Annotated in this window: 23 protein-coding genes and 1 pseudogene; 12 read left to right on the top strand and 12 right to left on the bottom strand. The window is 67.2% G+C overall.

Annotated features, from left to right (window positions below; translation table 11 throughout):
- The first annotated feature begins 181 nt into the window (after nucleotides 1-181).
- Nucleotides 182-457, top strand: coding sequence for a DUF8028 family protein (locus ABDZ81_RS08300; protein ID WP_343773492.1), 276 nt, complete (start codon nucleotides 182-184; stop codon nucleotides 455-457).
- Nucleotides 458-533: 76 nt separating this feature from the next.
- Here ABDZ81_RS08300 and ABDZ81_RS08295 read toward each other — a convergent pair whose 3' ends face one another.
- The gene (locus ABDZ81_RS08295; protein ID WP_343773491.1) at nucleotides 534-1,433 is read right to left on the bottom strand and encodes a DMT family transporter; all 900 of its coding nucleotides are present in this window, start codon (nucleotides 1,431-1,433) and stop codon (nucleotides 534-536) included.
- Nucleotides 1,434-1,596: 163 nt separating this feature from the next.
- On the opposite strand from ABDZ81_RS08295, the gene ABDZ81_RS08290 reads away from it, so the two are divergent.
- Nucleotides 1,597-2,223, top strand: coding sequence for a ribonuclease H family protein (locus ABDZ81_RS08290; protein WP_343773490.1), 627 nt, complete (start codon nucleotides 1,597-1,599; stop codon nucleotides 2,221-2,223).
- A gap of 171 nt (nucleotides 2,224-2,394) precedes the next feature.
- Here ABDZ81_RS08290 and ABDZ81_RS08285 read toward each other — a convergent pair whose 3' ends face one another.
- Together ABDZ81_RS08285 and ABDZ81_RS08280 are read right to left on the bottom strand one after the other, a co-directional pair.
- A complete protein-coding gene (locus tag ABDZ81_RS08285; protein WP_343773489.1) occupies nucleotides 2,395-4,647 on the bottom strand; it encodes an NADP-dependent malic enzyme in 2,253 nt (750 codons plus the stop codon).
- Nucleotides 4,648-4,742: 95 nt separating this feature from the next.
- Nucleotides 4,743-5,822 (bottom strand): M24 family metallopeptidase, encoded by a 1,080-nt coding sequence (locus tag ABDZ81_RS08280; protein ID WP_343773488.1) that lies wholly within the window; start codon nucleotides 5,820-5,822, stop codon nucleotides 4,743-4,745.
- A gap of 176 nt (nucleotides 5,823-5,998) precedes the next feature.
- Between ABDZ81_RS08280 and ABDZ81_RS08275 the strand changes: the two genes are divergently transcribed.
- Together ABDZ81_RS08275 and ABDZ81_RS08270 are read left to right on the top strand one after the other, a co-directional pair.
- A complete protein-coding gene (locus ABDZ81_RS08275) occupies nucleotides 5,999-6,847 on the top strand; it encodes a COX15/CtaA family protein (protein ID WP_343773487.1) in 849 nt (282 codons plus the stop codon).
- 93 nt (nucleotides 6,848-6,940) lie between these two features.
- On the top strand, nucleotides 6,941-7,594 hold the full coding sequence (locus ABDZ81_RS08270) for an HAD family hydrolase (RefSeq protein WP_343773486.1): 654 nt from the start codon (nucleotides 6,941-6,943) through the stop codon (nucleotides 7,592-7,594).
- Nucleotides 7,595-7,621: 27 nt separating this feature from the next.
- On the opposite strand, the gene ABDZ81_RS08265 is transcribed toward ABDZ81_RS08270, so the two are convergent.
- The 5 genes from ABDZ81_RS08265 to ABDZ81_RS08245 form a co-directional block, all read right to left on the bottom strand.
- Nucleotides 7,622-7,978, bottom strand: a complete 357-nt coding sequence (locus ABDZ81_RS08265; RefSeq protein ID WP_343773485.1) for a hypothetical protein — start codon at nucleotides 7,976-7,978, stop codon at nucleotides 7,622-7,624.
- Between the two features lie 74 nt (nucleotides 7,979-8,052).
- A complete protein-coding gene (locus ABDZ81_RS08260) occupies nucleotides 8,053-8,829 on the bottom strand; it encodes a hypothetical protein (protein WP_343773484.1) in 777 nt (258 codons plus the stop codon).
- Nucleotides 8,830-8,860: 31 nt separating this feature from the next.
- Nucleotides 8,861-9,001, bottom strand: a complete 141-nt coding sequence (locus ABDZ81_RS08255) for a hypothetical protein (RefSeq protein WP_343773483.1) — start codon at nucleotides 8,999-9,001, stop codon at nucleotides 8,861-8,863.
- A gap of 137 nt (nucleotides 9,002-9,138) precedes the next feature.
- A complete protein-coding gene (locus ABDZ81_RS08250; protein WP_343773482.1) occupies nucleotides 9,139-9,315 on the bottom strand; it encodes a hypothetical protein in 177 nt (58 codons plus the stop codon).
- Nucleotides 9,316-9,504: 189 nt separating this feature from the next.
- On the bottom strand, nucleotides 9,505-11,730 hold the full coding sequence (locus ABDZ81_RS08245) for a CDC48 family AAA ATPase (RefSeq protein WP_343773481.1): 2,226 nt from the start codon (nucleotides 11,728-11,730) through the stop codon (nucleotides 9,505-9,507).
- Between the two features lie 250 nt (nucleotides 11,731-11,980).
- Here ABDZ81_RS08245 and larC point away from each other — a divergent pair, with 250 nt between their 5' ends.
- Complete coding sequence (gene larC / locus ABDZ81_RS08240) at nucleotides 11,981-13,357, top strand: nickel pincer cofactor biosynthesis protein LarC (protein ID WP_343773480.1); 1,377 nt, start codon at nucleotides 11,981-11,983, stop codon at nucleotides 13,355-13,357.
- Nucleotides 13,358-13,645: 288 nt separating this feature from the next.
- On the top strand, nucleotides 13,646-14,374 hold the full coding sequence (locus ABDZ81_RS08235; protein WP_343773479.1) for a four-helix bundle copper-binding protein: 729 nt from the start codon (nucleotides 13,646-13,648) through the stop codon (nucleotides 14,372-14,374).
- A gap of 228 nt (nucleotides 14,375-14,602) precedes the next feature.
- Here ABDZ81_RS08235 and ABDZ81_RS08230 read toward each other — a convergent pair whose 3' ends face one another.
- Nucleotides 14,603-14,728, bottom strand: a complete 126-nt coding sequence (locus ABDZ81_RS08230; RefSeq protein WP_343773478.1) for a phosphohydrolase — start codon at nucleotides 14,726-14,728, stop codon at nucleotides 14,603-14,605.
- A 90-nt stretch (nucleotides 14,729-14,818) separates the two neighbouring features.
- Nucleotides 14,819-15,472 carry a helix-hairpin-helix domain-containing protein gene (locus ABDZ81_RS08225; protein ID WP_343773477.1) on the bottom strand — a complete coding sequence of 218 codons (654 nt, stop codon included), beginning with the start codon at nucleotides 15,470-15,472 and terminating at the stop codon, nucleotides 14,819-14,821.
- 117 nt (nucleotides 15,473-15,589) lie between these two features.
- Here ABDZ81_RS08225 and ABDZ81_RS08220 point away from each other — a divergent pair, with 117 nt between their 5' ends.
- Nucleotides 15,590-15,751 carry a hypothetical protein gene (locus ABDZ81_RS08220; RefSeq protein WP_343773476.1) on the top strand — a complete coding sequence of 54 codons (162 nt, stop codon included), beginning with the start codon at nucleotides 15,590-15,592 and terminating at the stop codon, nucleotides 15,749-15,751.
- A 54-nt stretch (nucleotides 15,752-15,805) separates the two neighbouring features.
- Nucleotides 15,806-16,075: a hypothetical protein gene (locus ABDZ81_RS08215; protein ID WP_343773475.1), complete on the top strand. Its 270-nt coding sequence runs from the start codon at nucleotides 15,806-15,808 to the stop codon at nucleotides 16,073-16,075.
- Between the two features lie 32 nt (nucleotides 16,076-16,107).
- Here ABDZ81_RS08215 and ABDZ81_RS08210 read toward each other — a convergent pair whose 3' ends face one another.
- Complete coding sequence (locus ABDZ81_RS08210; RefSeq protein WP_343773474.1) at nucleotides 16,108-16,986, bottom strand: hypothetical protein; 879 nt, start codon at nucleotides 16,984-16,986, stop codon at nucleotides 16,108-16,110.
- 145 nt (nucleotides 16,987-17,131) lie between these two features.
- Between ABDZ81_RS08210 and ABDZ81_RS08205 the strand changes: the two genes are divergently transcribed.
- The 4 genes and pseudogenes from ABDZ81_RS08205 (at nucleotide 17,132) to ABDZ81_RS08195 (ending at nucleotide 22,642) form a co-directional block, all read left to right on the top strand.
- Nucleotides 17,132-18,229, top strand: coding sequence for a sensor histidine kinase (locus ABDZ81_RS08205; RefSeq protein WP_343773473.1), 1,098 nt, complete (start codon nucleotides 17,132-17,134; stop codon nucleotides 18,227-18,229).
- Between the two features lie 373 nt (nucleotides 18,230-18,602).
- A pseudogene (locus ABDZ81_RS18150) lies at nucleotides 18,603-18,704 on the top strand (surface glycoprotein); the annotation flags it as partial.
- Nucleotides 18,705-18,773: 69 nt separating this feature from the next.
- Entirely contained in the window at nucleotides 18,774-21,047 is a 2,274-nt protein-coding gene (locus ABDZ81_RS08200) for a BGTF surface domain-containing protein (RefSeq protein WP_343773472.1), read from the top strand.
- A 179-nt stretch (nucleotides 21,048-21,226) separates the two neighbouring features.
- Nucleotides 21,227-22,642 carry an outer membrane protein assembly factor BamB family protein gene (locus ABDZ81_RS08195; RefSeq protein ID WP_343773471.1) on the top strand — a complete coding sequence of 472 codons (1,416 nt, stop codon included), beginning with the start codon at nucleotides 21,227-21,229 and terminating at the stop codon, nucleotides 22,640-22,642.
- Nucleotides 22,643-22,673: 31 nt separating this feature from the next.
- Here ABDZ81_RS08195 and ABDZ81_RS08190 read toward each other — a convergent pair whose 3' ends face one another.
- Nucleotides 22,674-24,005, bottom strand: coding sequence for an aminotransferase class III-fold pyridoxal phosphate-dependent enzyme (locus ABDZ81_RS08190; protein WP_343773470.1), 1,332 nt, complete (start codon nucleotides 24,003-24,005; stop codon nucleotides 22,674-22,676).
- Between the last annotated feature and the right edge of the window lie 2 nt (nucleotides 24,006-24,007).

Here is a 24,007-nt window from a genome sequence, read left to right as displayed (position 1 = left end):
CGAACAGTTGCGTATCGGGTAGTTACCATCTCACGTCTGATTTTAAAACGTTTACTTGCTTCTGCGCCGTTCGTGAAACGTCCGTAATGCGGTTTGTACCAGTAAAACGAACCGAAATAAAAGAAACGCTGTCACCCCTATAAGGAGGTGGCGCCTGTTGGTGTGAGTAGGCGCCCACACCATGTCAAGTCCCTCCACGTACAACGACCAAGGAACGATCGCCGCCGAAGCGACCGACGGACAATCGCTGGGCGAGCACGTCTACGATCGGCTCGCCGGAACGATCATGACGCCGATCCGGATGCTCGGATTCTGGACGGCCGTCGCCCTCCCGTTCCTCCACATTCCGTTGCTGGCGACGGGTATCGAGGGCAGCCAGGAGACGATGACGTTCGTCGCGCTGCTGGCGCTGAACCTCGTCGCGCTGTACGTCGGCTACCCCCACCGACAGCACTGACATCCGGGACGCCGGTCCCCGCGTTCCAGCTCACCCCGCTGGCGCTTTCTTCCGACCGCCGCTCTCGAATCGTCGATCAGGATAGCTCCGCGCCGATCGCGCGGCGCTTGACGAGCGCGAACCCCGCGACGATCGCGAGGAATCCTGCGACGGTCCCCGCGTCGATCACTTCGCCCAGCAGCGCCCAGCCAACGATCGCGGCGAACGCCGGTGCGACGTACGACACCAGATTGATCTCGATCGCCCCGAGCCGTCCCAGCAGCTCGAAGTACGCGAGAAAGCCCAGCGCGCTGGCGACGACGGACAGGTAGCCAAGCGCGAGCAGCGCCTCGCCGGTCCAGGCCACGTCCGCGAGCGACTCGCCGGGGAGCAGGAAGCTGACCGCGTGCATGATCGCCGCGCCGCCGATCATCGACCACGCCTCCATCGTCTCGACGGGGAGCGACGCCGCGATGCGCTCGGAGAGCACGCTCCCCAGCGCGAACGACGCGGCCGCCGCGAACACCAGGCCGACGGCGACGACGTCCGTCGAGAGCAGCGCTCCGGGCTCCGGACGAGCCACGATAACCACTCCGACGAACCCCAGCGCCAGCCCGACGGCGCCGACCGCCGAGAGCGACTGGTCGGGCAACAGGAGCCGCGCGAACCCGGTCGTGAGGACGGGCGAGAGGCTGACGACGACGGCCGCGGTCGCGCTGGTGACCCGCTGCTCGCCGACGAACAGGAACGCGTGGTACGCCGCGATCAACAGGACGGCGCCGACGAGTACCTGCCGCCACTCGCCGCCCGTCCGCGGACGCCACTGTTCGACGGCGACCGCGGCGTATCCCAGCATCAGGACGCCGGCGACGTCGTAGCGGAGCGCGGCGAACAGCACCGGCGGAATGTACGCGAGGCCGGCCTTGATCGCGACGAACGCCGATCCCCAGACGGCCGCGAGCGCGACGAACAACAGCACGTCACGTCTGGCACTCACGACACAGTGTCGACGATGGGCTCCCAACGTCCTTTCGAAACGTGCCGATGGGAGGTACCGAACGGCCGTTTCGATCGCGGATTCGAAGGATCGGCCGACGTCCGTCGGAAATTCGACGGAAGGCGGCCGCAGATTTAAGTTAGTCAGTCCTCTACCCTCTCGTATGGCCGCTCACGGCCGGTCCGGCTTGCGGGACCTGTTCGACGAGTCGCCGACGCCCCACATCGCTCATCCTCCCGAAACCCACCACCGCGACTACTACGTCGCGACGGACGGCTCCTTCCGATCCGACGGTGGCGGCGGGCTCGGCGCAGTCATCGAAACGCGGGACGGGCGGCGCGTTGCTCGCCTCTCGGTCCCCGCGGTCGTCCCCGACAACAACGTCGCCGAGTATCTGGCGCTGCACCTCGGGCTCGACGTGCTGGCGGCGCGAGCGCCTCCGGACGCGCGCGTCGGCGTGCTCGTCGACCACGACGACCTCGCGGAGAACGTCAACGCCGCCGTGCTCGCGGGACGCCATCCCGACGGCGAGCCGCCCCATCCGCTGCGGACGCCGCCGGGCGTCGCCAACCACTGGCGCGGCGTCCGCGCTCGCCTCTCGGGGTTCGAGGCGGTGCGGGCGGCCCGAATCCGGAGCGAACAGAACCCCGCACATCCGCTGGCCAACGCGCCGGACCAGTACGCGCACGTCAACCGCGAGTCGGAGCGCTGTGTGCTTCCCGGGACGACCGAGAGTCGGACACAGCAGTATCCGCCGCCGTCGCGCGCCGATCGACACGCGAGCGACTAAAGACGACCTTTTTCGCCCTCGGGTTCGCTCGCTGCGCGAGCGAACCGCTCGGGCCAAAAAGCTCGGCCAAAAAATCTCCTCGCTCACTCCGGTCGCTCGGAGCGAAACGGCGGCTTCGCCGCCGTATGGTCGTACAACCCACGGTTCTCCCCCCTCCGACCGCCCGCGGTGCTACTCCTGCTGGGCGTCCACGACGGCGACGCCCGCCATGTTCACGATGTCCTTGACCTCGTCGTCGCGCTGGAGGACGTGGACCGGCTTGTCCATCCCGACCAGCATCGGACCGATGGCCTCGGCGCCGCCGAGACGCTGAAGCAGCTTGTAGCTGATGTTGCCCGCTTCGAGGTTCGGGAACACGAGCACGTTCGCTGGCTCCTCGAGTTCCGAGAACTCGTAGGTTCCCTGTAACAGATCCTCTACGACGGCCGTGTCGGCCTGCATCTCCCCGTCGACCGGGAAGTCGACCGCGGGATCCTCGCGAAGCGTCTCCGCGGCGCGCTGGACCTTTCGAGTGGCCTCGTTGTTCACCGAACCGAAGTTCGAGTACGACAGCAACGCCGCGCGGGGTTCGATGTTGAAGCGCCGGGCCAGCTCGGCGGTGTGACGGGTCACCTCCTCCAGAACGTCCTCGTCGGGGTTCTGGTTGACCGTCGCGTCCGCGATGAACAGCACGCGGTTCTTGAACGTGAGCATGTAGACGCCGGCGGCGTAGTCGGCGTCCTCGGCGGTGCCGATCACCTGTAAGGGCGGGCGCAGCGCCGAGGGGTAGTGGTGAGTTAGTCCCGTGAGCATCGCGTCGGCGTCGCCGGATTCGACCATCACCGAGGCGAAGTAGTTGCTGTCGTGGATCAGCTCGCCGGCCTCGCTGCGGGTGATCCCCTTGCGCTGGCGGCGCTCGTAGAGCCGCTCGGCGTAGGCCTCGTAGTTGTCGCCGGTCGGATCGACCACCTCCGGGGAGAAGTCCAGCCCGAGGTCGGCGGCGGTGTCGGCGATCTCGGCCTCGTCGCCGATCAGTACCGGGTCGGCGATCCCCTGCTCTTCGATCTGGTAGGCCGCGCGGATGATCTTCTCGTCGCCGCCTTCCGCGAGCGCCAGGCGCCTGGGGTCGCTTTTGGCCTTGTTGAGCACGACGCGCATCATCTCGCGAGACTTGCCGAGCCGAGCTTCCAGGCGCTCGACGTACTCCTCGGTGTCGAGTTCGGCGCGCGCGGCGCCGCTGTCCATCGCCGCCTGCGCGACGGCGGGCGCGACCTCGAACAGCACGCGCGGATCGAGCGGCTTCGGGATGATGTACTCGGGGCCGAACTGCAGCGGCTGGTCGCCGTAGGCCTTGACGACGGCGTCGGGCACGTCCTGGCGCGCCAGCTCGGCCAGCGCCTCCGCGGCGGCGACTTTCATGTCCTCGTTGATCTCGCTGGCGCGCACGTCGAGCGCGCCGCGGAAGATGAACGGAAAGCCCAGCACGTTGTTGACCTGGTTCGGGTAGTCAGAGCGCCCCGTCGCCATGATCACGGTGTCGTCGCGGGCGTGCTTGGCTTCCTCGTAGCCGATCTCGGGGTCGGGGTTGGCCATCGCGAACACGATCGGATCGGCCGCCATCGAGCGGATCATCTCCTCGTCGACGAGCCCGCCGATCGAGAGGCCGACGAACACGTCCGCGCCCTCCATCGCCTCGGCGAGGTCGCCCTCCGGCACGTCGCGGGCGAACTCCCGCTTGTACTCGTTGACGTCGCCGTGCTGGGCGCGGTCCTCGGTGATGATCCCCGAGGAGTCACACATCAGGATGTTCTCCTTTTTGGCCCCCAGCGAGACGTAGAACCGGGCGGTCGCGATGGCGCTGGCGCCCGCACCCGAGAACACGATCTTCAGGTCGGAGAGATCCTTCTCGGCGATTTCCGCGGCGTTGAGCAGCGCGGCGCCGCTGATGATCGCGGTGCCGTGCTGGTCGTCGTGAAAGACGGGGACGTCCATGCGCTCGCGGAGCGCCTCCTCGATGACGAAGCAATCGGGCGCGCTGATGTCCTCCAGGTTGATCCCCCCGAACGTCGGCTCCATCGCGGCGATCGACTCGACGAACGCGTCGGGGTCGTCGTGGTCGAACTCCAGGTCGAACACGTCGATGTCCGCGAACCGCTTGAACAACACGCCCTTCCCCTCCATGACTGGCTTGGACGCTTGCGCGCCGATGTCGCCCAGCCCCAGCACGGCCGACCCGTTCGAGACGACGCCGACCATGTTCCCCTTGGCGGTGTAGCTGTAGGCTTTCTCGGGATCTTCGTCGATTTCGCGGCACGGCGCCGCGACGCCCGGCGAGTACGCCAGGCTCAGGTCGCGCTGCGTGTTCGTCGGCTTGGTCGTCGAGATCTCGATCTTCCCCGGCGGCTCCTCCCGATGATACTCCAGAGAGTCCTCGTCCAGTCCCATGGGAGAGAACGTCACCGCGAATAGATAAAAAGACCACCGACCGCGACATTCGACGATCGTCGAACTCGGTCGCTCCGCGACGGCTCGCCGGCGTGCTACTCGGAGTGCAGGATCGACGGCCGATCGATCTCGATGTCGTAGTCCGGCGCCGACGCCGACCGCGTCGGCCAGTCGCCGGTCGTCGTCAGCACCTCGAACCCGTCCTCGGTGACAAGTACGGTGTCCTCGCTTTTGGCGCCCTGCACCGTCGGGTTCCACGCGTACGCCATCGGCAGGTGGACGGGTGCGTCGTGATCAGGCGTCGCGATCCACTCTCGGCCGGCGAACCCGGCGGCGCCGCCCTGGTGGTGCTCGCGCCACTCGCCCTCGTGGCCGACCGCCGCGTAGGCGTCCTGGACCGCCGTGAACACGTCGCTCGCGGTGCCGCCCTCCTGTCCGACTGCTTGGGTCGCCGCGAGCGCCTGCGTTTCGACGGCCGTCGCGGCCTCGTGGCGCTCTTCGAGCCAGTCGGGAGCGTCGAACGCGACCGCGCGGGTCACCGATGCGTGGAGCCCGGCCTTCTCGGCGGTGACCGAGAGCAGCGCGTAGTCGCCCAGTTCCACGGGTTGAGGCGTGTAGTGGCGGTACTTCTGGGCGCGCTCGGAGCCGCCGACCAGCGCGACAGGCGACTCGATGCCGCGGGCCGACAGCGCGACCCGGAGCGCGGCGGCGGTCTCCTGCTCGGTGTCGCCGGGGCGGAGCTCGCGGGCGACCGACTCGACGGCGGCGGCCGCCTCGCGCCCGAGCGTCCGGTAAGCCTCGACGTCGTCGTCGGTCATGGGCTGGCGCAGCTTCCGGACGTCGAGGTCCTCGAAGCCGGGCACGTCGAAGTCCGCCGCGGCGGGCTCGGCGGCCCGCTCGGCGACGGCGTCGGCCAGCCCGTCGGCGTGCCAGTCGAACGACTCGACGGCGACGTCGTCGGCCAGTTCCTCGTCGCGCAGGCGCGGCGCTTCGATGTTGTTCGTCACGACCGTCACGTCCGACCCGTCGTAGCCGGCCGCGGCGACGCCGACGTCGCCCGCGCGGTCGACGACGTTGTTCCCGCCGGTGAGCCACGCGAATCCGCTCGGGCGCGCGAACCACACCGACTCCAGATCGTGCTCGTCGAGGTAGGCGTCGAGACGCTGTTCTCGCATACCAAACCCCACCCCGACGAGGGTCTTCAACGCTCCGGACCTCGGCGAAACGTGTCGACCGGTCGATGCACGTCAGCGAGGCGGCCGTGCTACGGTTCCCGCCACGATCCCGACGTTTGACGGCGCGAGGCGCTTTGGTCAGAGCTAAGTGCGCGAGGTCCCGAGTTTCGTCTAGTATGGCGTCCGCTGCATCCGACACGGGCGACGGCTGGATCTCGTTCCACCAGTTCGCGGCGGCGACGACCGCCCTCACCTTCGGCCTCCTGCTGCTGGGCATCTACACAGCGGTCGCCGGCGCGGGGCTGACCTGCGCCGGCCGATGGCCCTTCTGCGACGGCTATCTGGGGCTGTTCCCGGCCAACTGGCCGAGCTTCATCGAGTGGTTCCACCGGCTCGTGGCGATGATCGTCGGCTTCCTCGTGTTCGGCCAGACCGTCGCGGCGTGGCGCCGGGGTCGCTCGAAAGGAGTGCGCTGGGCGACGACCGGCGCGCTCGCGCTGCTGCCGACCCAGATCATCCTCGGCGGACTGACGGTCATCCAGTACCAGGTCGTGATCCTGACGGCGCACTTCCTGTTCGGGGTCGCGATCTTCGCGCTGCTGGTGGTCGCGACCGCTTTCTCGCTCCAGTCCCACCTCGCGGCGCCGCGGCGGTCGGCCGCGCTGGCCGCGCTCGCGCTCGTTCCGGTCGTCGTCGTCGCGACGCCGTTCGTCCTGATCTCCGGCTCGCTCCCGGTCCACATTGGCTACTACGCGATCGGGCTGGCGGCCTTCGCCGTGCTGCTCGCGCTCGGCGTCTGGACCAGGGCGGAGGGCGAATCGCGGCGCGTCGCGGCGACGTCGTTCGGCGCCGCGGCGCTGCTGGCGGCCCTGCTCCTCCAGGGTCGGCTCGTCCTCGACGCCTCTGCTCAGCCCCGGCTCGCGCTGGCCGGCGGGCTGATCGGCGGCCTCGCGCTCGCGGCGGCCTGGTGGACGCTGCGGGACGCCGCCGACGGGCTGGTGCCCGCGCTGTCGCGGTCGACCTGACCGGACGCGACTGCGACCGATCGACCCCCGTTTCGGACGCCGATTTCTGGCCAAGCTAAGTGGCACCGACGAAAACGGCCGGTAGCTACCGCCATGTACGACTCGGTCATCTTCGACAACGACGGCGTGCTGACCTACCTCACCGAGCTGTCGGTGCTCGAACGCGCCATCGAGACGACGTTCGGGGAGTTCGGCGTCGCCGATCCGCCCCGCGAGGACGTCGAGGCGCTGCACCACCTCACGATCGACGATCTGGAAGCGGTCTGTCAGTCCTACGGCTTCGACCCGGCGGCGTTCTGGCGCCGGCGCGACCGCAACGCCGCGCTCGCCCAGCAGGCCGAGATCCGCGCTGGACGCAAACCGACGTTCGACGACGTCGACGCGCTGGACGCGCTGGACGTGCCGGTCGGCGTCGTCAGCAACAACCAGGCCGAACTCGTCGCGTACGTCGTCGACTACTACGATCTCGGCGCCGAGGTCTGCATCGGCCGGCCGCCGACGCTGAACGGGCTCCGCCGCAAGAAGCCCGAACCGGATATGATCGAGACCGCCCGCGGTCGCATGGGCGTGGAGAATCCGCTGTACGTCGGCGACAGCCCGACGGACGTTGTCGCCGCCGAGCGCGCGGGCATCGACTCGGCGTTCGTCCGGCGCTCGCACTGCCGGGACGCGGAGCTGTCGACGCCGGCGACCCACGAGGTCGAGGACCTGCGGGCGCTGCCGGAGCTTGTCGGTCGGGGCGCGTAGGAACTACCGGCTCGGCAGGACGGGCGCTCAGAACAACCAGGTGTAGATGCCGATGAAGACGGTCACGGCGATCGAGACGAACAGAAAGAGGACCACGAAGAGCGGGTTCGTCAGGGCGTCGAGCGGGTTGTCGCCGTCCTTCTCCGCGCTGATCACCATCGCACGCATGACCGCGAACACGGCGCCGATCATCATCACGAGCAACAGCGCCGTGATCGCGATCGCCGCTTGGTAACGCGTCACGTTCAGTTGCAGCCCGATCATGCTGAACAGGCCGCCGGTCAGCAGCGCGCCGAAGATCGACACCGCGGCGAGCTGCTCCGGGGTCATGTCGGAGAGCTGAACGGAGAAGTCTCCCGTCTCGTCCTCAGATGCTTGTGCCATCGGTAAGTTGTCGGACACAGGCGATAGAATACCATAATATTACCGGCCCGACCGGAATCGAGTGCGAGACGCCCTCAAAGACCGAAGATACGGCGGAACGCCGCTTCGAACTGGCGCCGAACGGTGTAGACGAAGGCCAGCGCCGTCGGCGCGCAGAGCCCGGCGTACGCGACCTCCCACGCGTCGAGCGTGAGATACTCGCCCCAGATCAGCGGCGTCGAGTTGCGGACCGCCGGCGGGATCGGCGGGTACAGCGCGGTCCGCTCGGTCAGGAACAGCCACGCGAGCACGATCCAGGGCAGCGACGCGACGTAGAACCACGCCGCCGGCATCACCCGGAAGCCCCGCCGGTAGCGGTCCGCAGCGATCAGTTCGGTCAGCTGGTACAGCAACAGCAGGAAGCCGATCGGCGTCGCCACGACGGCGATCCCCGCGGCGAGGTAGAAAAACGAGCCCGACACCTCGTAGAGGAACGGCATCGCGATGCCGGTCGCGATCAGGCCGACGATCGTGTACGACGCGACGGTTACGACCGACGCGAGCGAGACGTCCGAGCTCAGCGTTTTCGTCCCCGCGGCCATCGCCCGGTCGCGCTTGCGCTGGCAGTGGACGAACGCCAGCGCGCGGCCGCTCAGGAACGCCGCCAGAACGCCGGTCGGCGTCGTGACGGTCTCGACGACCGTCGGCGCGAACGGGGCGTCCCAGTGGAACCAGCCGACGACGCCGACCATCGCCGCGACGACGCCGGTCAGCACCGCCGACCACACCCACACACGCGCTGACAGCGTCCACGATGCGATCTCCAGCGATACGCTCGGCGGTTCCCCGGTCCTCGTCTGTGTCGTTGTCATGATGTCGTCGTTCAGTCCTGGGCGGGTCCTGTTACGTGGTCGTCACGTACAGGATGACGAGCACCAGGATGCTCAGGCCCAGCATGAGCATCGGCGCGACGCGGAGCGGGATCGACGCCGCGTCGTCTCGCCCCAGCGAACCGCTCTGCGCATCCGTTTCGGAACCCGTCACAGTCGTTTACCTAGGTGAAGCCTACACATCCACCCCTGATAAATCGATTCGTTTGTCAGGTTACTCGACCCGCTGATTTTACTCTCGACCGAGAATTTTTCACACGCCCCCGCCAGTTTATACGTATGTTGATATTTTCACAGAACGCTGATAACCACGAGTCCGCCGCCGATGGTGAGAAAGGCGATCGCGAACCCGTACTCGAGCACCTGCAGGTACAGCTCTTCCGTGTCGTTGCTTCCCCCGAGCCGCGTGAACACCGCCCCCAGGACGAACATCGCCGCGCCCGCGAGGACGTAGGAGGCCGTGACCATGCGGGTGTCGTACTCGCCGTTCCGACATAACTCCCCCGGCCCGAGAGACCACTCGTCGGACGGCGACGCCGCTGTCGAATCGGCGTCCAGTGCCGAACTCCGGCGCAAAATCAGGATCTGCCGCCACGAGAACGGCGTCGAAACGACGCCGGCGGCAGACGACGCCGTGAGTGGTTTCCCGCGAGCGCGTTACTGGAAGCCGATGCGGCCGCCGCCCTTACGGCCGGCCTCGCCGCTCCCGCCGCCCTTGAACTCCTCTTCCATCTGCTCGTAGTAGTCGAGGATCTCGTCGGTGATCGTCGGCCGGACGTCCTCCAGGGCCTGCCGGAAGTGGCGCATGTCGACGTTCTCGGCGTCGTCGTCCTCGCGGAGCGCCTCGATGGCGGCCTCCCGGGAGATCGACTCGAGGTCGCTGCCGACGTAGCCGTCGGTGATCTCGGCGAGCTCGCGCAGGCTCACGTCCGGCGACAGCGGGGTGTCGTCCGTGTGGATCTTGAGGATCTGCTCGCGGCCCTCCACGTCGGGCTGGCCGACCATCACGAGGCGGTCGAACCGGCCCGAGCGGATCAGCGCCGGATCGATCATGTCCGGCCGGTTCGTCGCGCCGATCACCATGACGTCCTCCATCTCTTCGAGCCCGTCGAGCTCGGTCAGCAACTGGTTGACGACGCGCTCGGAGACGTTCGAGCCCATCTCCTGGCTCCGCGAGGGCGCCAGCGAGTCGAGCTCGTCGAAGAAGATCACCGTCGGGGCGACCTGCCTCGCCTTGCGGAACGTCTGGCGGATCGCCTTCTCGGACTCGCCGACCCACTTGCTGAGCAGCTGCGGGCCGCGCACGCTGATGAAGTTGGCGTTGGTCTCGTTGGCGACGGCCTTCGCCATCAGCGTCTTCCCCGTGCCGGGCGGGCCGTACAGCAGGACGCCCTTGGGCGGGTTGACGCCCATCCGCTCGAACTTCTCGGGGCTGGACATCGGCCACTCGACGCTCTCTTGAATCTGCTGTTGGGCGTCTTCGAGGCCGCCGACGTCGTCCCAGGAGATCTTTGGCAGCTCGACGAGCACTTCCCGCATCGCGGAAGGTTCGACTTCGTTGAGCGCGCCGCGGAAGTCCTCCCGCTTGACGATCATCCGGTCGATCAAGCTCGGCGGGATGTCCTCCTCGTCGAGGTCGATCTCGGGGAGGTACCGCCGCAGCGCCTTCATCGCGGCCTCCTTCGTGAGGCTCTCGATGTCGGCGCCGACGAACCCGTGGGTCTCGTCGGCCAGGTGGCCGAGGTTCACGTCGTCGGACAGCGGCATCCCGCGGGTGTGGATCTGGAGGATCTCCTCGCGACCCGTCTCGTCGGGGACGCCGATCTCGATCTCGCGGTCGAACCGGCCGGGGCGCCGCAGCGCGGGGTCGACCGAGTCGACGCGGTTGGTCGCCGCGATGACGATGACCTGACCCCGGGATTCGAGCCCGTCCATCATCGTCAGCAGCTGGGCGACGACGCGGCGCTCGACCTCACCCGTCACGTCCTCGCGCTTGGGCGCGATCGAGTCGAGCTCGTCGATGAAGATGATCGACGGCGACTCCTCGGTGGCGTCCTCGAAGATCTCGCGTAACTGCTGTTCGGACTCCCCGTAGTACTTCGATATGATCTCCGGGCCGGCGATCGAGAAGAAGCTCGCGGAGGTCTCGTTGGCGACGGCCTTCGCGAGCAGCGTCTTCCCCGTGCCGGGCGGGCCGTGGAGCAGCACGCCCTGTGGCGGCTCGATCCCCAGCTTCTTGAAGATCTGGGGGTGTTTCATCGGCAGCTCGACCATCTCGCGGACCCGCTGGATCTCGCTCTGGAGGCCGCCGATGTCCTCGTAGGTGATGCCGCCGCCGGTCTTCTCGAACCCGGAGATGGGCTCCTCGCGGAGCTCGACGTCGGTGTCCTCGGTGACGAGCACCACCCCCTCCGGCTCGGTCTCGACGGCGATCAGCGGGATCGCCTGCCCGGGCGAGCGCATGAACGGGTGGTTCGTGCTACTCATCACGGGCACGATGTCGCGCTCGACGACCGGCCGCTTGAGGATCTGGCGTTTCACCATGCCGGCGGCGTCGGAGCCGAACTGGACGCTGGCCTCCTCGGGCGGCGCCAGCACCAGCGAATCGGCCTTCTTCGCCTCGGCTTTCCGGATCGACACCCGTTCGCCGATCCCCACGTCGGCGTTCTGTCGGGTGAACCCGTCGATGCGGACGGTGTCGGTGTTCCAGTCCTGTCGGTCGGCGCGCCACACCTTGGCGGCGGTGGTGTCGGCGCCCTCGATCTCGATGATGTCGCCCGGACTCAGCTTCAAATGCAGCAGCGTGTCCGGGTCGAGGCGTGCGATGCCGCGGCCCGAGTCGTTGGGGTAGGCCTTCGCGACTTCGAGTTGAACTTCATTCATGATTAAGTGCCTGCGGGGATGTTCGACTGTCCGGGACCGGTTCCGATATGTCTTTTGTTAGTCGGAGGTCGTCGTCGATCGGCGTCCCGTTTAGTGTCACACGTTAGCACGCGAAACTCCGTGACCCGGACACATATGGCTAACGGACGAGGCACCACGAACCTCGTTCGTAACCGGAAGCAGCTGTTCGGCCGCGCCCGCCTTCGACGGATCCCGATGGTTTTTCGGCTTCGCCCGCCGGAGTAGCGGTATGCGACTTCTCGCTTTCGACGGCCGGACCGGCGCCAGCGGCGACATGCTGCTGGCCGCGCTGCTGGCGGCCGGCGCCGACCGCGACGCGCTCGCTCCCGTCGAGGCGGCGCTCGACGTCGAGTACGTCGTCTCCGAGCGGACGCGGGCCGGCATCGCCGCGACGGCGGTCGACGTCGTGCTCGCCGGCGAGTCAGGCGGGGACGACGCCGACGCTCACTCGGACGACCACTCTCAGAGTCACAGCCACGACGCCGACGACCATTCACACGAACACTCGCACGACGCCGACGAGCACTCGCACGATCACGACCACACGCACGATCACGGTCACGACGCCGACGGCCACTCGCACGACCACAGCCACGCCGAGGGCGCCGGCCCGAACCGGACGTTCCCGGAGGTGATCGACATCGTCGAGGGAATGGACCTCCCCGAATCGGCCGAGGACGACGCGAAAGCCATCTTCCGGCTGCTCGGCGAGGCCGAGGCGTCGGTCCACGGCACCGATCTCTCCGAGACGCACTTCCACGAGGTCGGCGCCGACGACGCGATCGCCGACGTCGTGGGGACGGCGCTGTTGCTCGACGACCTCGACGTCGACCGGGTCGTCACGACGCCGGTGTCGGCCGGCGGCGGCACCGTCGAAATGAGCCACGGCGAGTACCCCGTCCCGGCGCCGGCGGTCGTCGAGATCGCGGAGCGAGCCGACTGGTCGCTCCGGGGCGGCCCGGTCGACGCCGAACTGCTGACGCCGACGGGCGCGGCGATCCTCGCGCACGTCGCCGAGGGACGGGCGCAGCTCCCCGACATCGACGTCGCGGCGTCGGGCTACGGCGCCGGCGATCTGGAACTGGAGGAGCGACCGAACGTGCTCCGGGCGCTGGTCGGCGAGCGGGAGGGCGAACTTCGGCGGGACGACATCGCGGTGCTGGAGACGAACGTCGACGACGTCGCGCCCGAGGTGCTGGGCGGGCTCCAAGAGACGCTCGCGGAGGCGGGCGCGCGCGACGTGACGATCGTGCCCACGACGATGAAGAAGTCCCGGCCGGGCCACCTCGTGAAGGTGATCGCCAAGCCCGAGGACGCCGAGCGCGTCGCCCGGCGGCTGGCCGAGGAGACCGGGACGCTCGGCGTCCGACAGGGCGGGGCCAGCCACCGTTGGATCGCCGATCGCTCGTTCGAGACCGCGCGGATCGAGGTCGACGGAGACGAGTTCGAAATCGCGGTGAAGATCGCCAGCGACGCCGACGGTGCGGTGTACGATGTCAGTGCGGAGTACGACGACGCGGCGGCGGTCGCCGCCGAAACCGGGCGACCGATTCGAGAACTGCTCCGCCGGGCCGAGGCGGCGATCGACGCCGGGGTCGGCGAGTAATCCCGACGCCTGCGAACGGCCGGGCGACGCGTTCGCCGCGGCCGACCTGACAGCCCCGGAAAACTTACTCGTCGTAACCCCCCGTTGCGGCGTTCGAACGAGCCGAAACGGTGACGACCGTTTATCACCGCACCCGTGGGACCATCCAGTGCGCGGCGGCGTTCCCGCCGACGATACATTATGAGTCAGCAACAGCCACCGGCAGGACGGTCGCGAGGCACAGGCCAACAGACGGGACAGCGGGGCGGCCAGATGCAAGGCGAGCAGCCTCGCCGAAGCGGGGGACAGATGCAGGGACAGGGCGAACAGTTCCACGAGAGCCCCCAACAGCTCGTCCCCCAGACCGGCCAGGAGCTCGACGAGGACCTCACCAGCGAACTCCGGGTCGCGCTCCACGACTTCGAGGAGGTCTCGCGGACGACGCGCTGGTGCGTCGACAAGATGGTCGACGAGGGGGCGGGGATGGCCGACTGCATCCGCGTGTGCCAGGATCTGGGGGAGCTCGCGGACCTCAACGTCGGGATGATCACCCGCGACTCGATCTACGGGCTGGAGGCCGCGCTGCTGTTCGCGGCGGTCGCCGATGACGGGCTCGACGTAATCGAGCAACACCGGATGGCGCACTGCCAGGAGACGGCCGACGCCGTCCGGCGCGCGCTCGACTCGACGTGGCAGCTGATCGAGGCGTTCGGCGAGCCCCAGTTGATGCACCAGCTCGAAGAGCGGCTCCACCAGTCGACCGAACAGCGCCAGCAGCAGTCCTCTCAAGAGATGCCGCCCGCGGTCGAGCAGTCCCAGGGCATCCCGCCGGAGCAGGGCGGGCAGCAGACGGGCGGCGGAAGGCGGGGCGGGCAGCAGACGGGCGGCGGAAGGCGGGGCGGGCAGCAGACGGGCGGCGGAAGGCGGGGCGGGCAGCAGACGGGACAGCCGACGCAGCAGGGCGGCCAGTCCCGTGGAGGTCAATCGCAGGGGGGTCAGATGAGAGGGGAACGTCAGCACGGCCGCCAGCAGTACTGAGCGCCCGCGCTCTCGCGTTTTTTCGGACGACGACTACAGCCCGCAGCCGCAGCTGGGTCAGCCCGCGCAGCGGTCGTGGCGCCGGGTCCCGTATCCACGCCGGATGCCGTGTCCACGCCGGCCGCAGTGCTGACTGACCATCGGCTTCTCCCCCGGACGGACCGGCTCAAAAATCAAATCGTTCGGTACGCGTCATACGTGCGCCCCATTCGCGTTCCGCGATCGCCGCTACGTCGGGTCGTTCGTGCGCTGGAGCAGGTACACCATCTCCCACATCGCGTCTTCCACCTCGCCGCCGTCGGCGGCGTCCTCGATCTGTTGGTACAGCGAGTCGGACACTGTGATCTCGGGCATCACGTGAAGTTGCGAGCGCATCGCTTATTAATGTACGGTAATTCGTAATAGAGTTAATCAGCGGCGGGCGCGCCGGACGGCGCGGCGCCATCACTCGATCCCGCGGAGCGCGTCGTGGATCCGCTGGGCGCGCTGCTCGCCGATCCCGTCGATCCGAGCGAGCTCGACGGGGTCGGCCGCCAGGAGCGCCTCCACGCTCGGATAGGCGTCGTACAGCGCCGTCGCGATCGCCGGCCCGATCCCCTCGATGCAGGCGTACATCCGCTTCGCCGTGGGTTCGCTTCTGCTCGTCACCGCCCCGGGCGATACCGGTCGCCGCGAGGGATCTTCGGTGTGTTTCCTGCCGAGTCGCACTGCAACGTCGACGAGTATGGGCAGCGTCGAACAGGGGATCACCGGTACGCCGCGACGGGCGGTGATCGACGCCATCGACCCGCGGATCGCCGCCGACGAGACGCCGGTCGGCAGCGCGTCGACGTCCGCGAGATCTCCCTCCAGCAGGAGGTAGGCGTGGTCGAACGCCTCACTCATCGCCTCGACCTGACGTTCGACGTCCGGCCCGGACTGCGCGGCGACGCCGTTCACGTAGTCCCGGAGGGTCTTGCGCTCGACGCCGACCGATCCGACGACGACGTCAGCTGCTGCGAGCCGCCGGACGTCGACGTCAGAGACGTCCGGATGCTCCCGGACCGCCTCGACGACCGACGAGGGCTCTCTGTCGTCGACGTGCACGGAGACCGTCATCGCTCGATCGTCGTACGGCTTCGACCGACTTCAACGTCTCGCGGCGGTCGCCGACGCGTCGGAGCGGTCGCGAGGACTCGTGTGAAACTTAAGGAGCGTCCGATGGTACCCACACGCATGGCCGAAACGCACCAGTCCGCGACGCGATCGCACTGCTGGAGCTGTGGCTTCGAGGCGCCGTCGGGGGGCGACGAGTGGGAGACGATCGAGGTCGTCTCGGTCGGGACGATGACGCGCTGTCCCGAGTGTGGCAGTACGGACGTATCGACCGGGCGATAGTGCTCCCCGGCGACGGCCCCGAACTATTTCTTCCCGTTCGTGGTGGTCGCGCACATGGGAGAGACACCGGACGTCGAATCCGTCGAAACCGACGACGATTACGTGCACGTGCGCTTCCGCGACCCGGACCAGTTCGACGAGATCCGGACGCCGGACTGGGCCGAGGAGCCCGCCGGCTCCGTCGCGGAGGGCAGCGAGGTCAGGACCGGCAAGGAGGAGGGCGACGACGATTGGCTCGTCCAGTCGGTGCTGATACCGGCGGACCACGACGAGGACGACGCGCGCGACGAGGCGAAACGGATCGTCGAAAAGATCGAGTCCTGACCCGGGCAGATCCGCACAGCGGGGTCATTCTGTCAGTCATCCAACCACTGCTCGCGGAGACACGGCCTGAAGAGGACGTCGTAGCCGGAGCTGTCCCGGACGTTGTCGACGCGCCGCCGGAGCAGCTCCCACTCGCGGTCGGTCAGGTCGATCCGGTCGCCCGATCCCATCACGCCCCGGTTGTCCGGATCGTCGGCGTGACAGAGCCCGAGATGGGCGAGCTCGTGGAGGACGAGCCGTCGTTCCTCGCGAGGATCGTCACGGTCGGCGACCACCGCGCGGTTGCCCACGCTGAACCCGTTGACGTTGCCGTCCTCGCCGCCCCCGAGCGCGTCCGTCACGGGGCTGTACACGAGCCCCGAGTAGTCCGGGTGCGCGCGGCCCGGCACGACGATCAACTGGATCGCGGCGTCCCGGAACAGGCGCTCGACCTCGGTTCGATAGAAGCTCTCGCCGCCCCACAGGAGCGCCCGCGCGTTCGACCCGTAGCGCCGCTCGAAGGCCTCCCTGTCGTATCGGTCGGGGTAATCGAGCCACTGAGCGTAGATTCCTTGGCGGCGGAACAGTCGCTCGATCGACGCCTTCGTTCCCGAGGAGACGTCGGTTCCCTCGACGTAGCGGACGTCGATCAGGAGGTCCCGCCGCTCGGGATCCAGCCCTTCGAACTGCTCGCCGAACGTGTCCGCGAACGCTCGTTCGAGGGACCCGTCGGCCTCGCCGCCGTCGGGAAGTCCGTCTCCGTCGCGGTCGGCGTCGGGGTTCGCGTGCGCGTGCGCCAGTGAACCAACCGAGAACGGAAACGCCGTCGCGCCGGCGATCGCACCGAGCAGCGAACGACGGGACGCCGTAGGGCGGGCCGCATCGTCGGAACCGCCTTCCGCTGTCCGACTCGACACGGCGCGGTGTGACATCGAACAGTCGATGGTTACGTTGGCGTTATATGATAGTAACGGCCTCGTACTGACAGGTCAGCGAAGCGACTTTCGGCCGCCGGTGACGAGTATCCGCCGGTCGCCTCACCGACGCCGTTTTGATGTTCCCGACCCATCCCGTAGTATGGTCGCCGGCCGAGACGACGCCGAAGCGCTCGGGCACGCCGCGCTGAACACGCTCCCGCTCAGCGTCGCCGTGCTCGACGCCGACGGCGTGATCGTCCAGACGAACGAGTCCTGGGAGACGTTCGCCGACGAGAACGATCTCTGCGGGGACTCGGTCGGCGCGAACTACATCTCGGTCTGTCGTTCGGACTCGGACGACGAGATCGCGATCGCCGTCGCAGATGCGATCGAGGCGGTCCTGGCCGGCGAACGCGACCAGTTCATCCAGGAGTACCCCTGCCACTCACCCACCGAACGGCGATGGTTCACCGCGCGCGTGAGCCGGTTCGAGCGCGACGGCGACGCGTTCGCGGTCGTCGCGCACGCGGACATCACCCAGCGCAAGCTGGCCGAGCTCGCCGCCGAGTCGCGCGCCGAAGAGCTCGAAGCCGAACGGGACACGCTCGCCTTCCTCAACCAGCTCGTCCGTCACGACATCCGCAACGACGTGACGCTCGTGGCCGGGTGGGCCGAGCTGCTCGACGACCACGTCGACGAGGAGGGTCGCGAGTTCCTCGACCAGATCGTGCAGACGACCGATCACATCACCGAGCTCACCCGCACGGCGGCCGACGTGGTGGCCGCGATGGAGGACGACGACCCCGACCTGCGAGCGATCGCGCTGGCGCCGGTGCTGGACGCCGAAGTTCGAAAAGCCGAGGCCAAACACGACCGCGAGCACCAGCCCGTCGAGTTCCGCCTCGACGACGTGCCGGGCGACGTGCGCGTCCGCGCGGACGATCTCCTGAGCTCGTTGTTCTCGAATCTCCTGAACAACGCCGTGCTCCACAACGATTCGGCGGTGCCGACCGTCGAAGTCGACGTCGGCGTCGGAACCGACGAGGTGACCGTGACCGTCGCCGACGACGGCCCCGGCATTCCAGAGGACCGCCGAGAGTCGATCTTCGGGCGCGGCGAGAAGGGCATCGAAAGCCCCGGCACCGGCGTCGGCCTCTACCTCGTCGCCGAACTCGCCGGGCGATACGGCGGGACGGTTCACGTTGAGGATAGCGACCTCGGCGGGGCGGCGTTCGTCGTGACGCTGCGGCGGGCTTGAACTATCGGATAGTAGCCGGCGAGGATACTTGGGCCCCGCCGTAACCGATTGCCGGACGACATCGTTCGGATCAGTAAGTTGTACTTTCCGGGATATACGGCGTTAGGACCTCGATCGGTTCAAGTACGAATCGGAGACCGATCGGGGGCCTCGGCTGACCCTACCCGTCGGAAAGGAGACCTGTAACGTCGCATGAGAACAGATAACAACGCCCTAGTCTCACCACAAAGCATTTATAACGACAGCGTAACCTTCGTACTGTACCCCTACCCATGGTGGCAGCATCGAGTATCACCGTCCGGAACGACTTCCGGTCGCGTGCGAAAGTTGGTGTCGCCGTCTGATCGACAGACAACTGATTACAACAACAACCATGACAGACAACAAGTCATATCGTGAAAAGGGACGCGCAGTGTTCCTGGCAGCGATGATGGTACTCTCTGTGGTTGCTGGCTCCGCCGCGCTGGTGGGGACTGCAGCTGCGAATCACGGAGATGCCGACAACACGAATCTAGACGGTGAAACGTTCTATCAAGGACAGACAGTGACGATCGACGGTTTCGACGCCGATGAGACCGTTGAGCTTCGCGAAGGTCTCGCGGACGACACGGCGAACTCGGAACGTGTCGAGTACATCCGTGCTGACGGTGACGGTCACGTCACGGTCAACATGAAGGATTACTCGGGACCGCACTACATCGAAGCTAATGGTGGTCCCTACGGTTCGTTCTGGGTCGAACAGCAGGACTTCGACGCCAGCTTCGCCTCCGACACGGTTGAGTCGGACTCGTCGGTCAACCTCGACCTGACGAGCGACAACCGCGACGTGCAGAACTTCGACGTCGAGATCTCGGGTGAGGACGCCAACGGAAACGCGCTCGACGCGAGCACGCTCTCGTCCATCTTCGGCGGTACTGAAGAAGATGGCTACGTCGTCGTCGCTGGCAGCTCCAGCATCACTGGTGACTTCAGCGACCAGAGCACCGGCAACTACTCCTTCGACGTGAACGTGGCCGACGCGGACGCGTCGTCCAGCGCTTCGGTCGAAGTCGTCGAGCCGGTCGACGCTGACATCACCTTCACGCAGGACAGCTTCGAGGGCCAGGTTGGCAACGAAGTCTCGTTCACCTTCAACGCGCAGGGCGTCGAGAATGACGTCTACGTGAAGGTCGGTGACGAGGACGATGTCAACTACGAGCAGCACCTCCGCGTCTCCAACCTCGGCGAGGTCGGTGATAACGAGGACGTTACGGTCACGCTCAACACCTACGACGTCACGTGGGAGGTCACCGAAAGTGACGCCAACGTGAACGTCGAGAACACGGTTCAGGACGTGCCCGGCGCACTCGGTAACGCCGGCTACGAGCTGAGCATCGCCGACCAGTACGGTGACAACGGTAACGACTACTCCACCGACTACGAGCAGGACGTCTCGTTCCTGAACCTGAATCAGCGCACGTCGTTCAACGATGCGACGATGAGCACGTGGACGGCACCGCAGAACGCCGTCGACAACGCTGACGATCTCGAAGACGCGACGCTCACCGAGACGAGCACCATCGCAGAGGGCGATGAGCTGCTCGTCAACGTCGAGGCAGAGAGCGTCTACGGCTTCGTCGAAGAGGGTGACGACATCGGCTCCGCCGCCAACGGCGTCCCCGGCATGCAGATCAAGGTCACGGAGGACGTCTCCGGTCCGAACCGCCCCGACGCGACGAACCTCTGGGCGACCTTCCCGGACGATGGCGACGCTGACTACCAGGGCGAGCTTCAGGGCACCGTCGTGAACGCCGACCAGCAGAACGGTTCGTTCACCATCCTGATGGAGTCCGAGCACGGCGCAGCGCTGCCGACCGGCTCCTCGCTCGACACCACGATCGAGATCGGCGCCAACAACAACTTCGTCAATAACTGGGACGACGACCTCGAGTCCATCTCGGGTTCGTTCAGTCTCGAAGAGCGCAGCATCGACTGGTCCGACAGCGCGTCGGAAGTCGCGGCCTCTGAGGACGCGAGCGCAACCGGTACGACCAACATCGCGCCCGGCAGCACGATCGACACGCGTGCCCGCACCGGCGGATCGAGCGGATTCGTCGAGCGAGACACGCCGACCGTGATGGCCGGCGAGGATGGTAACACGTTCACCGCTTCCTTCGACCTCTCGAACGAGGAAGCCGGTACGGAGTTCAGCCTCTACGCAGAGGATAACAGCTTCGAGAACAACAACGTCGAGATCACCTCGACGCTCGTAGAAGCTGACGCCCCGCCCGAAGCCGAGACCCAGGTCTCCTTCGGTCAGGACACCTACAAGGTCGTGAAGAACAGCAGCGTCGAAGTTGATGTCGAGGTTACCGCCGGCGCCGGCGGTCTCGACACCAGCGTCCCGCTGACGCTCGCTGGCGACGAGGTTGGCACGCAGTCCACTGGCAACCTCAGCGCCGACGACACCACGACGCTCACCTACAACATCGACTCCACCGACCTCGAGACGGGCGACCACACCCTCGAGGTTTCCGTTGACGACGCCTCCGCCTCCGCGACGCTGAACGTCACGGAGCAGAAGGGCGAGGACAACGGCACCGACAACGGTACCGACAACGGCACCGACAACGGCACCGACAACGGCACCGACAACGGCACCGACAACGGCACCGACAACGGCACCGACAACGGCACCGACAACGGCACCGACAACGGCACCGACAACGGCACCGATAACGGTGGCGACTCCAGCGACGGTCAGCCCGGCTTCGGCATCGCCGTCGCCATGCTGTCGCTGATCGGCGCCGCGATGCTCGCGCTCCGGAAGCGCGAATAACTAATCAGCCCTCGCGGCTGATCCCTTTCCGCATCGGGCGGATCCCATTTTTTGATACACGATACCGGATAGCTGCTGGTCTCGCAATCCGGTTCCGGTCGAGACGCCAGTACGCCGGATCACCGCGACGCGGACACCGTGACGTTTTTGCGCCTCGCATACATCGGAATCCACAGCAGATGCGCCCTCCAGAACAAGCGACGACGCCCGACGACGACGGTGTATCCTGCTCCCGTCGGCAGATACTGCGGAGCGCCGGCGTCGCCGGGACCGCCGGGATCGCGGGGTGTACGGGAGTTCTCGACGGCCCATCCGACGGAACGGATCGCGAATGTACGGCCGCCGAGCCCGCAGCGTCGGTCTCCGAGTACGCAACTCACCCGAGAGACGACGTGACGATGTTCCAGCGGGGGCTTCACAGACTCGGCTACTACCCCGACGAGACGGTTCCCGAGTCCCCGACCGTCAACTGGGAGTTCCCGATCAACTTCGACGGGCATACGGCCGCAAAGTCGAGTCCGGTCCCCACGCCGGACGGCGAGACTATCATAATCGCGGGCGACAAGGGTCGGGTCGACGCACGGTCGCCGAACGGAAAGCTGCAGTGGACGGTCCAGACCGGCGCGACGAACAACGGATTCCACGCGTCACCGACCGTCGTGGACGAAACGGCGTATCTCGGGGGGTACGACGGCGATATGTACGCCTTCGACGTGCCGTCCGGAGAGATGGTCTGGCACACGCCGTCCGAGGAACTCGACGGGGCGACGGCGATCGGATCGAGCGCCGCATACTACGATGGAACACTGTACGCCATCTCGGAGTTCTGGAACCCTTCGCGCGGAGCGCTGTGGGCGTTCGACGCGGAAACCGGCGAACCGACCTGGAAATCAGACCGGATGTGGGGACAGCCCCATCCGTCGCCGACGATCGATCTCGACGCAGGCCGGATCCTCGCCGGCTCGAACGACGGAGCCGTCTACTGCTGGGCGTTTCCGTCGCTCGAATTCGAATGGAAGTTCCAGGCCGGACCGCCCGGCGGTCCGACGGGTGAGACGAAAGGTGACGGCGCATTCAACCTCGGCGCGCAGATCAAGGGTACCGTCGCCGCGCACGACGGGTACGGATACGTCTGTTCCTGGGACTCCCGGATCTACTGCCTCGATCTTGAAGATGGGACCGAAGAGTGGTCGTTCGACACCGGTGACGTGAGCATGGCGAATCCGGCGGTCGACCCCGAACAAAACGTCGTCTATACGGGAAGCGATAGCGGGAACGTTTTCGCGCTCGATGCCGACACGGGCGAAGAGCTGTGGGCGACCGACGTGGGCGGACGCGTCATCGGCGGGCTCACGGTCACCGCGGGGACGGTGCTCGCGGGATCGTACGACTCGCACCTATACGCACTCGACAAAGAAACCGGCGGTCGCTGTTGGCGAGTCGAAAACAGGGGACGAGTCACCAGCGCGGCGGTGCCGGTCGACGGGCGGATCTACTACGCGGAGCGCGCTGTCGTCTCGGGCTATTACGACGACGACGAGGAAACCGTCATGGAAGCTCCGGGTCACGCGTACTGCCTGGTCGAAGACGACTGAGAAGGGTAGAACGCTCGGCGGACGCCAGAGGTCAGGCTGTCGCCCGGATCGACTCGACCAGCAGTTCGACGCCCAGCCGCAGCTCGCGCTCGGTGACGTCCAGCGGCGGCAGCACGCGCAAGGTCGAGTGGCCACAGCCCAGCGTGAGCAGCCCGCGCTCGAGCGCCTGCCGAAGAACGGCTTCGCGCCGGTCCGCGGTGTCGAACTCGACGGCGAGCATCAGCCCGCGGCCGCGCACGTCGACGACGCCGGGGAGTTCCGCGTCGGCCAGCAGCTCGTGGAACTGCGCGCCCCGGCGGACGGCGTTGTCCTGCAGGTCGTGCTCGCGGATCGCGTCGATCGTCAGGACGCCCTGGAGCGCCGCGAGCACGTCGCCCGCACCCCACGTCGAGGAGAGCCGGCCGGTCTCCTCGGGGAAGAGATCGGAGCGACCGATCGTGGCGCCGACGCGGAGTCCCTTCGCGCTGGCGATGACGTCGGGCGTCAGATCGGTGTGATCGACCGCCCAGAACTCGCCGGTGCGGCCGAGCCCCGACTGGATCTCGTCGGCGACGATCGCTACGTCGTACTTCTCGCGAACGGTCGCCAGATCAGACAGAAACTCCTCGTTCGGAATGCGATAGCCGCCTTCGCCCTGGATCGGTTCGAGGATCACGAACGCGAGTTCCTCGGGATCGATCACGCCGCGCTGGGGGTGGAGGCGGTCCGCTAAGGCGTTGCCGCCGGGACCGTCGGTTTTCCAGCCGCAGGTGCACTCGCCGTCGCAGGCGCAGTAGGGGAGACTGACGACGCCCGGGATCTCGGGGAACCCCTTGCGGTGCTTGGCCTTCGAGCGGTTCAGCGAGAGCGCGCCGAGCGTCCGACCGTGGAACGCGCCGTCGAACGTGATCGCGCGGTGGCCGCCCGCCGCGTAACAGATCTTGATCGCGTTCTCGACGGCTTCGGCGCCGGAGTTCGAGAGAAAAACGCGATCGAGGTTGTACTGCTCGCAGGCGTCCGCGAGCCGGTCCATGAGCTGGGTCGGGCCGGGGAACTCGGGGTCCTCCGGGGGCCAGCCGCCGCTGACGTAGAAGTCCTGGCCGGCGATCTTCGTCGGATCGGGCAGGTCGAACGCGTCGATTCGATTGGCGATCTTCGGGTTGTTGTACCCGAGCGGCGACGCCGCGACGTGGCTGGTGAAATCCAGCAGGACGTTGCCGTCGACGTCCGTACAGAAGGGGCCGACCGCCTTCTCGGTGACGTCCCAGACGAACTCGTAGACGTACGTGCTGGGCGCCGCGTGCTCGTGGTGGTGTTTCACCCACCGTTCGGCGCGCTCGCCGGGGATGGCATCGACCTCGGGGACGGCCGTCGCTCTGTCCATGT

The sequence above is a fragment of the Natronoarchaeum mannanilyticum genome (assembly GCF_039522665.1).
GTDB lineage: Archaea > Halobacteriota > Halobacteria > Halobacteriales > Natronoarchaeaceae > Natronoarchaeum > Natronoarchaeum mannanilyticum.
Note: the sequence above shows the minus strand (reverse complement) of the source record. Positions and strands in the feature narration are given on the sequence as shown.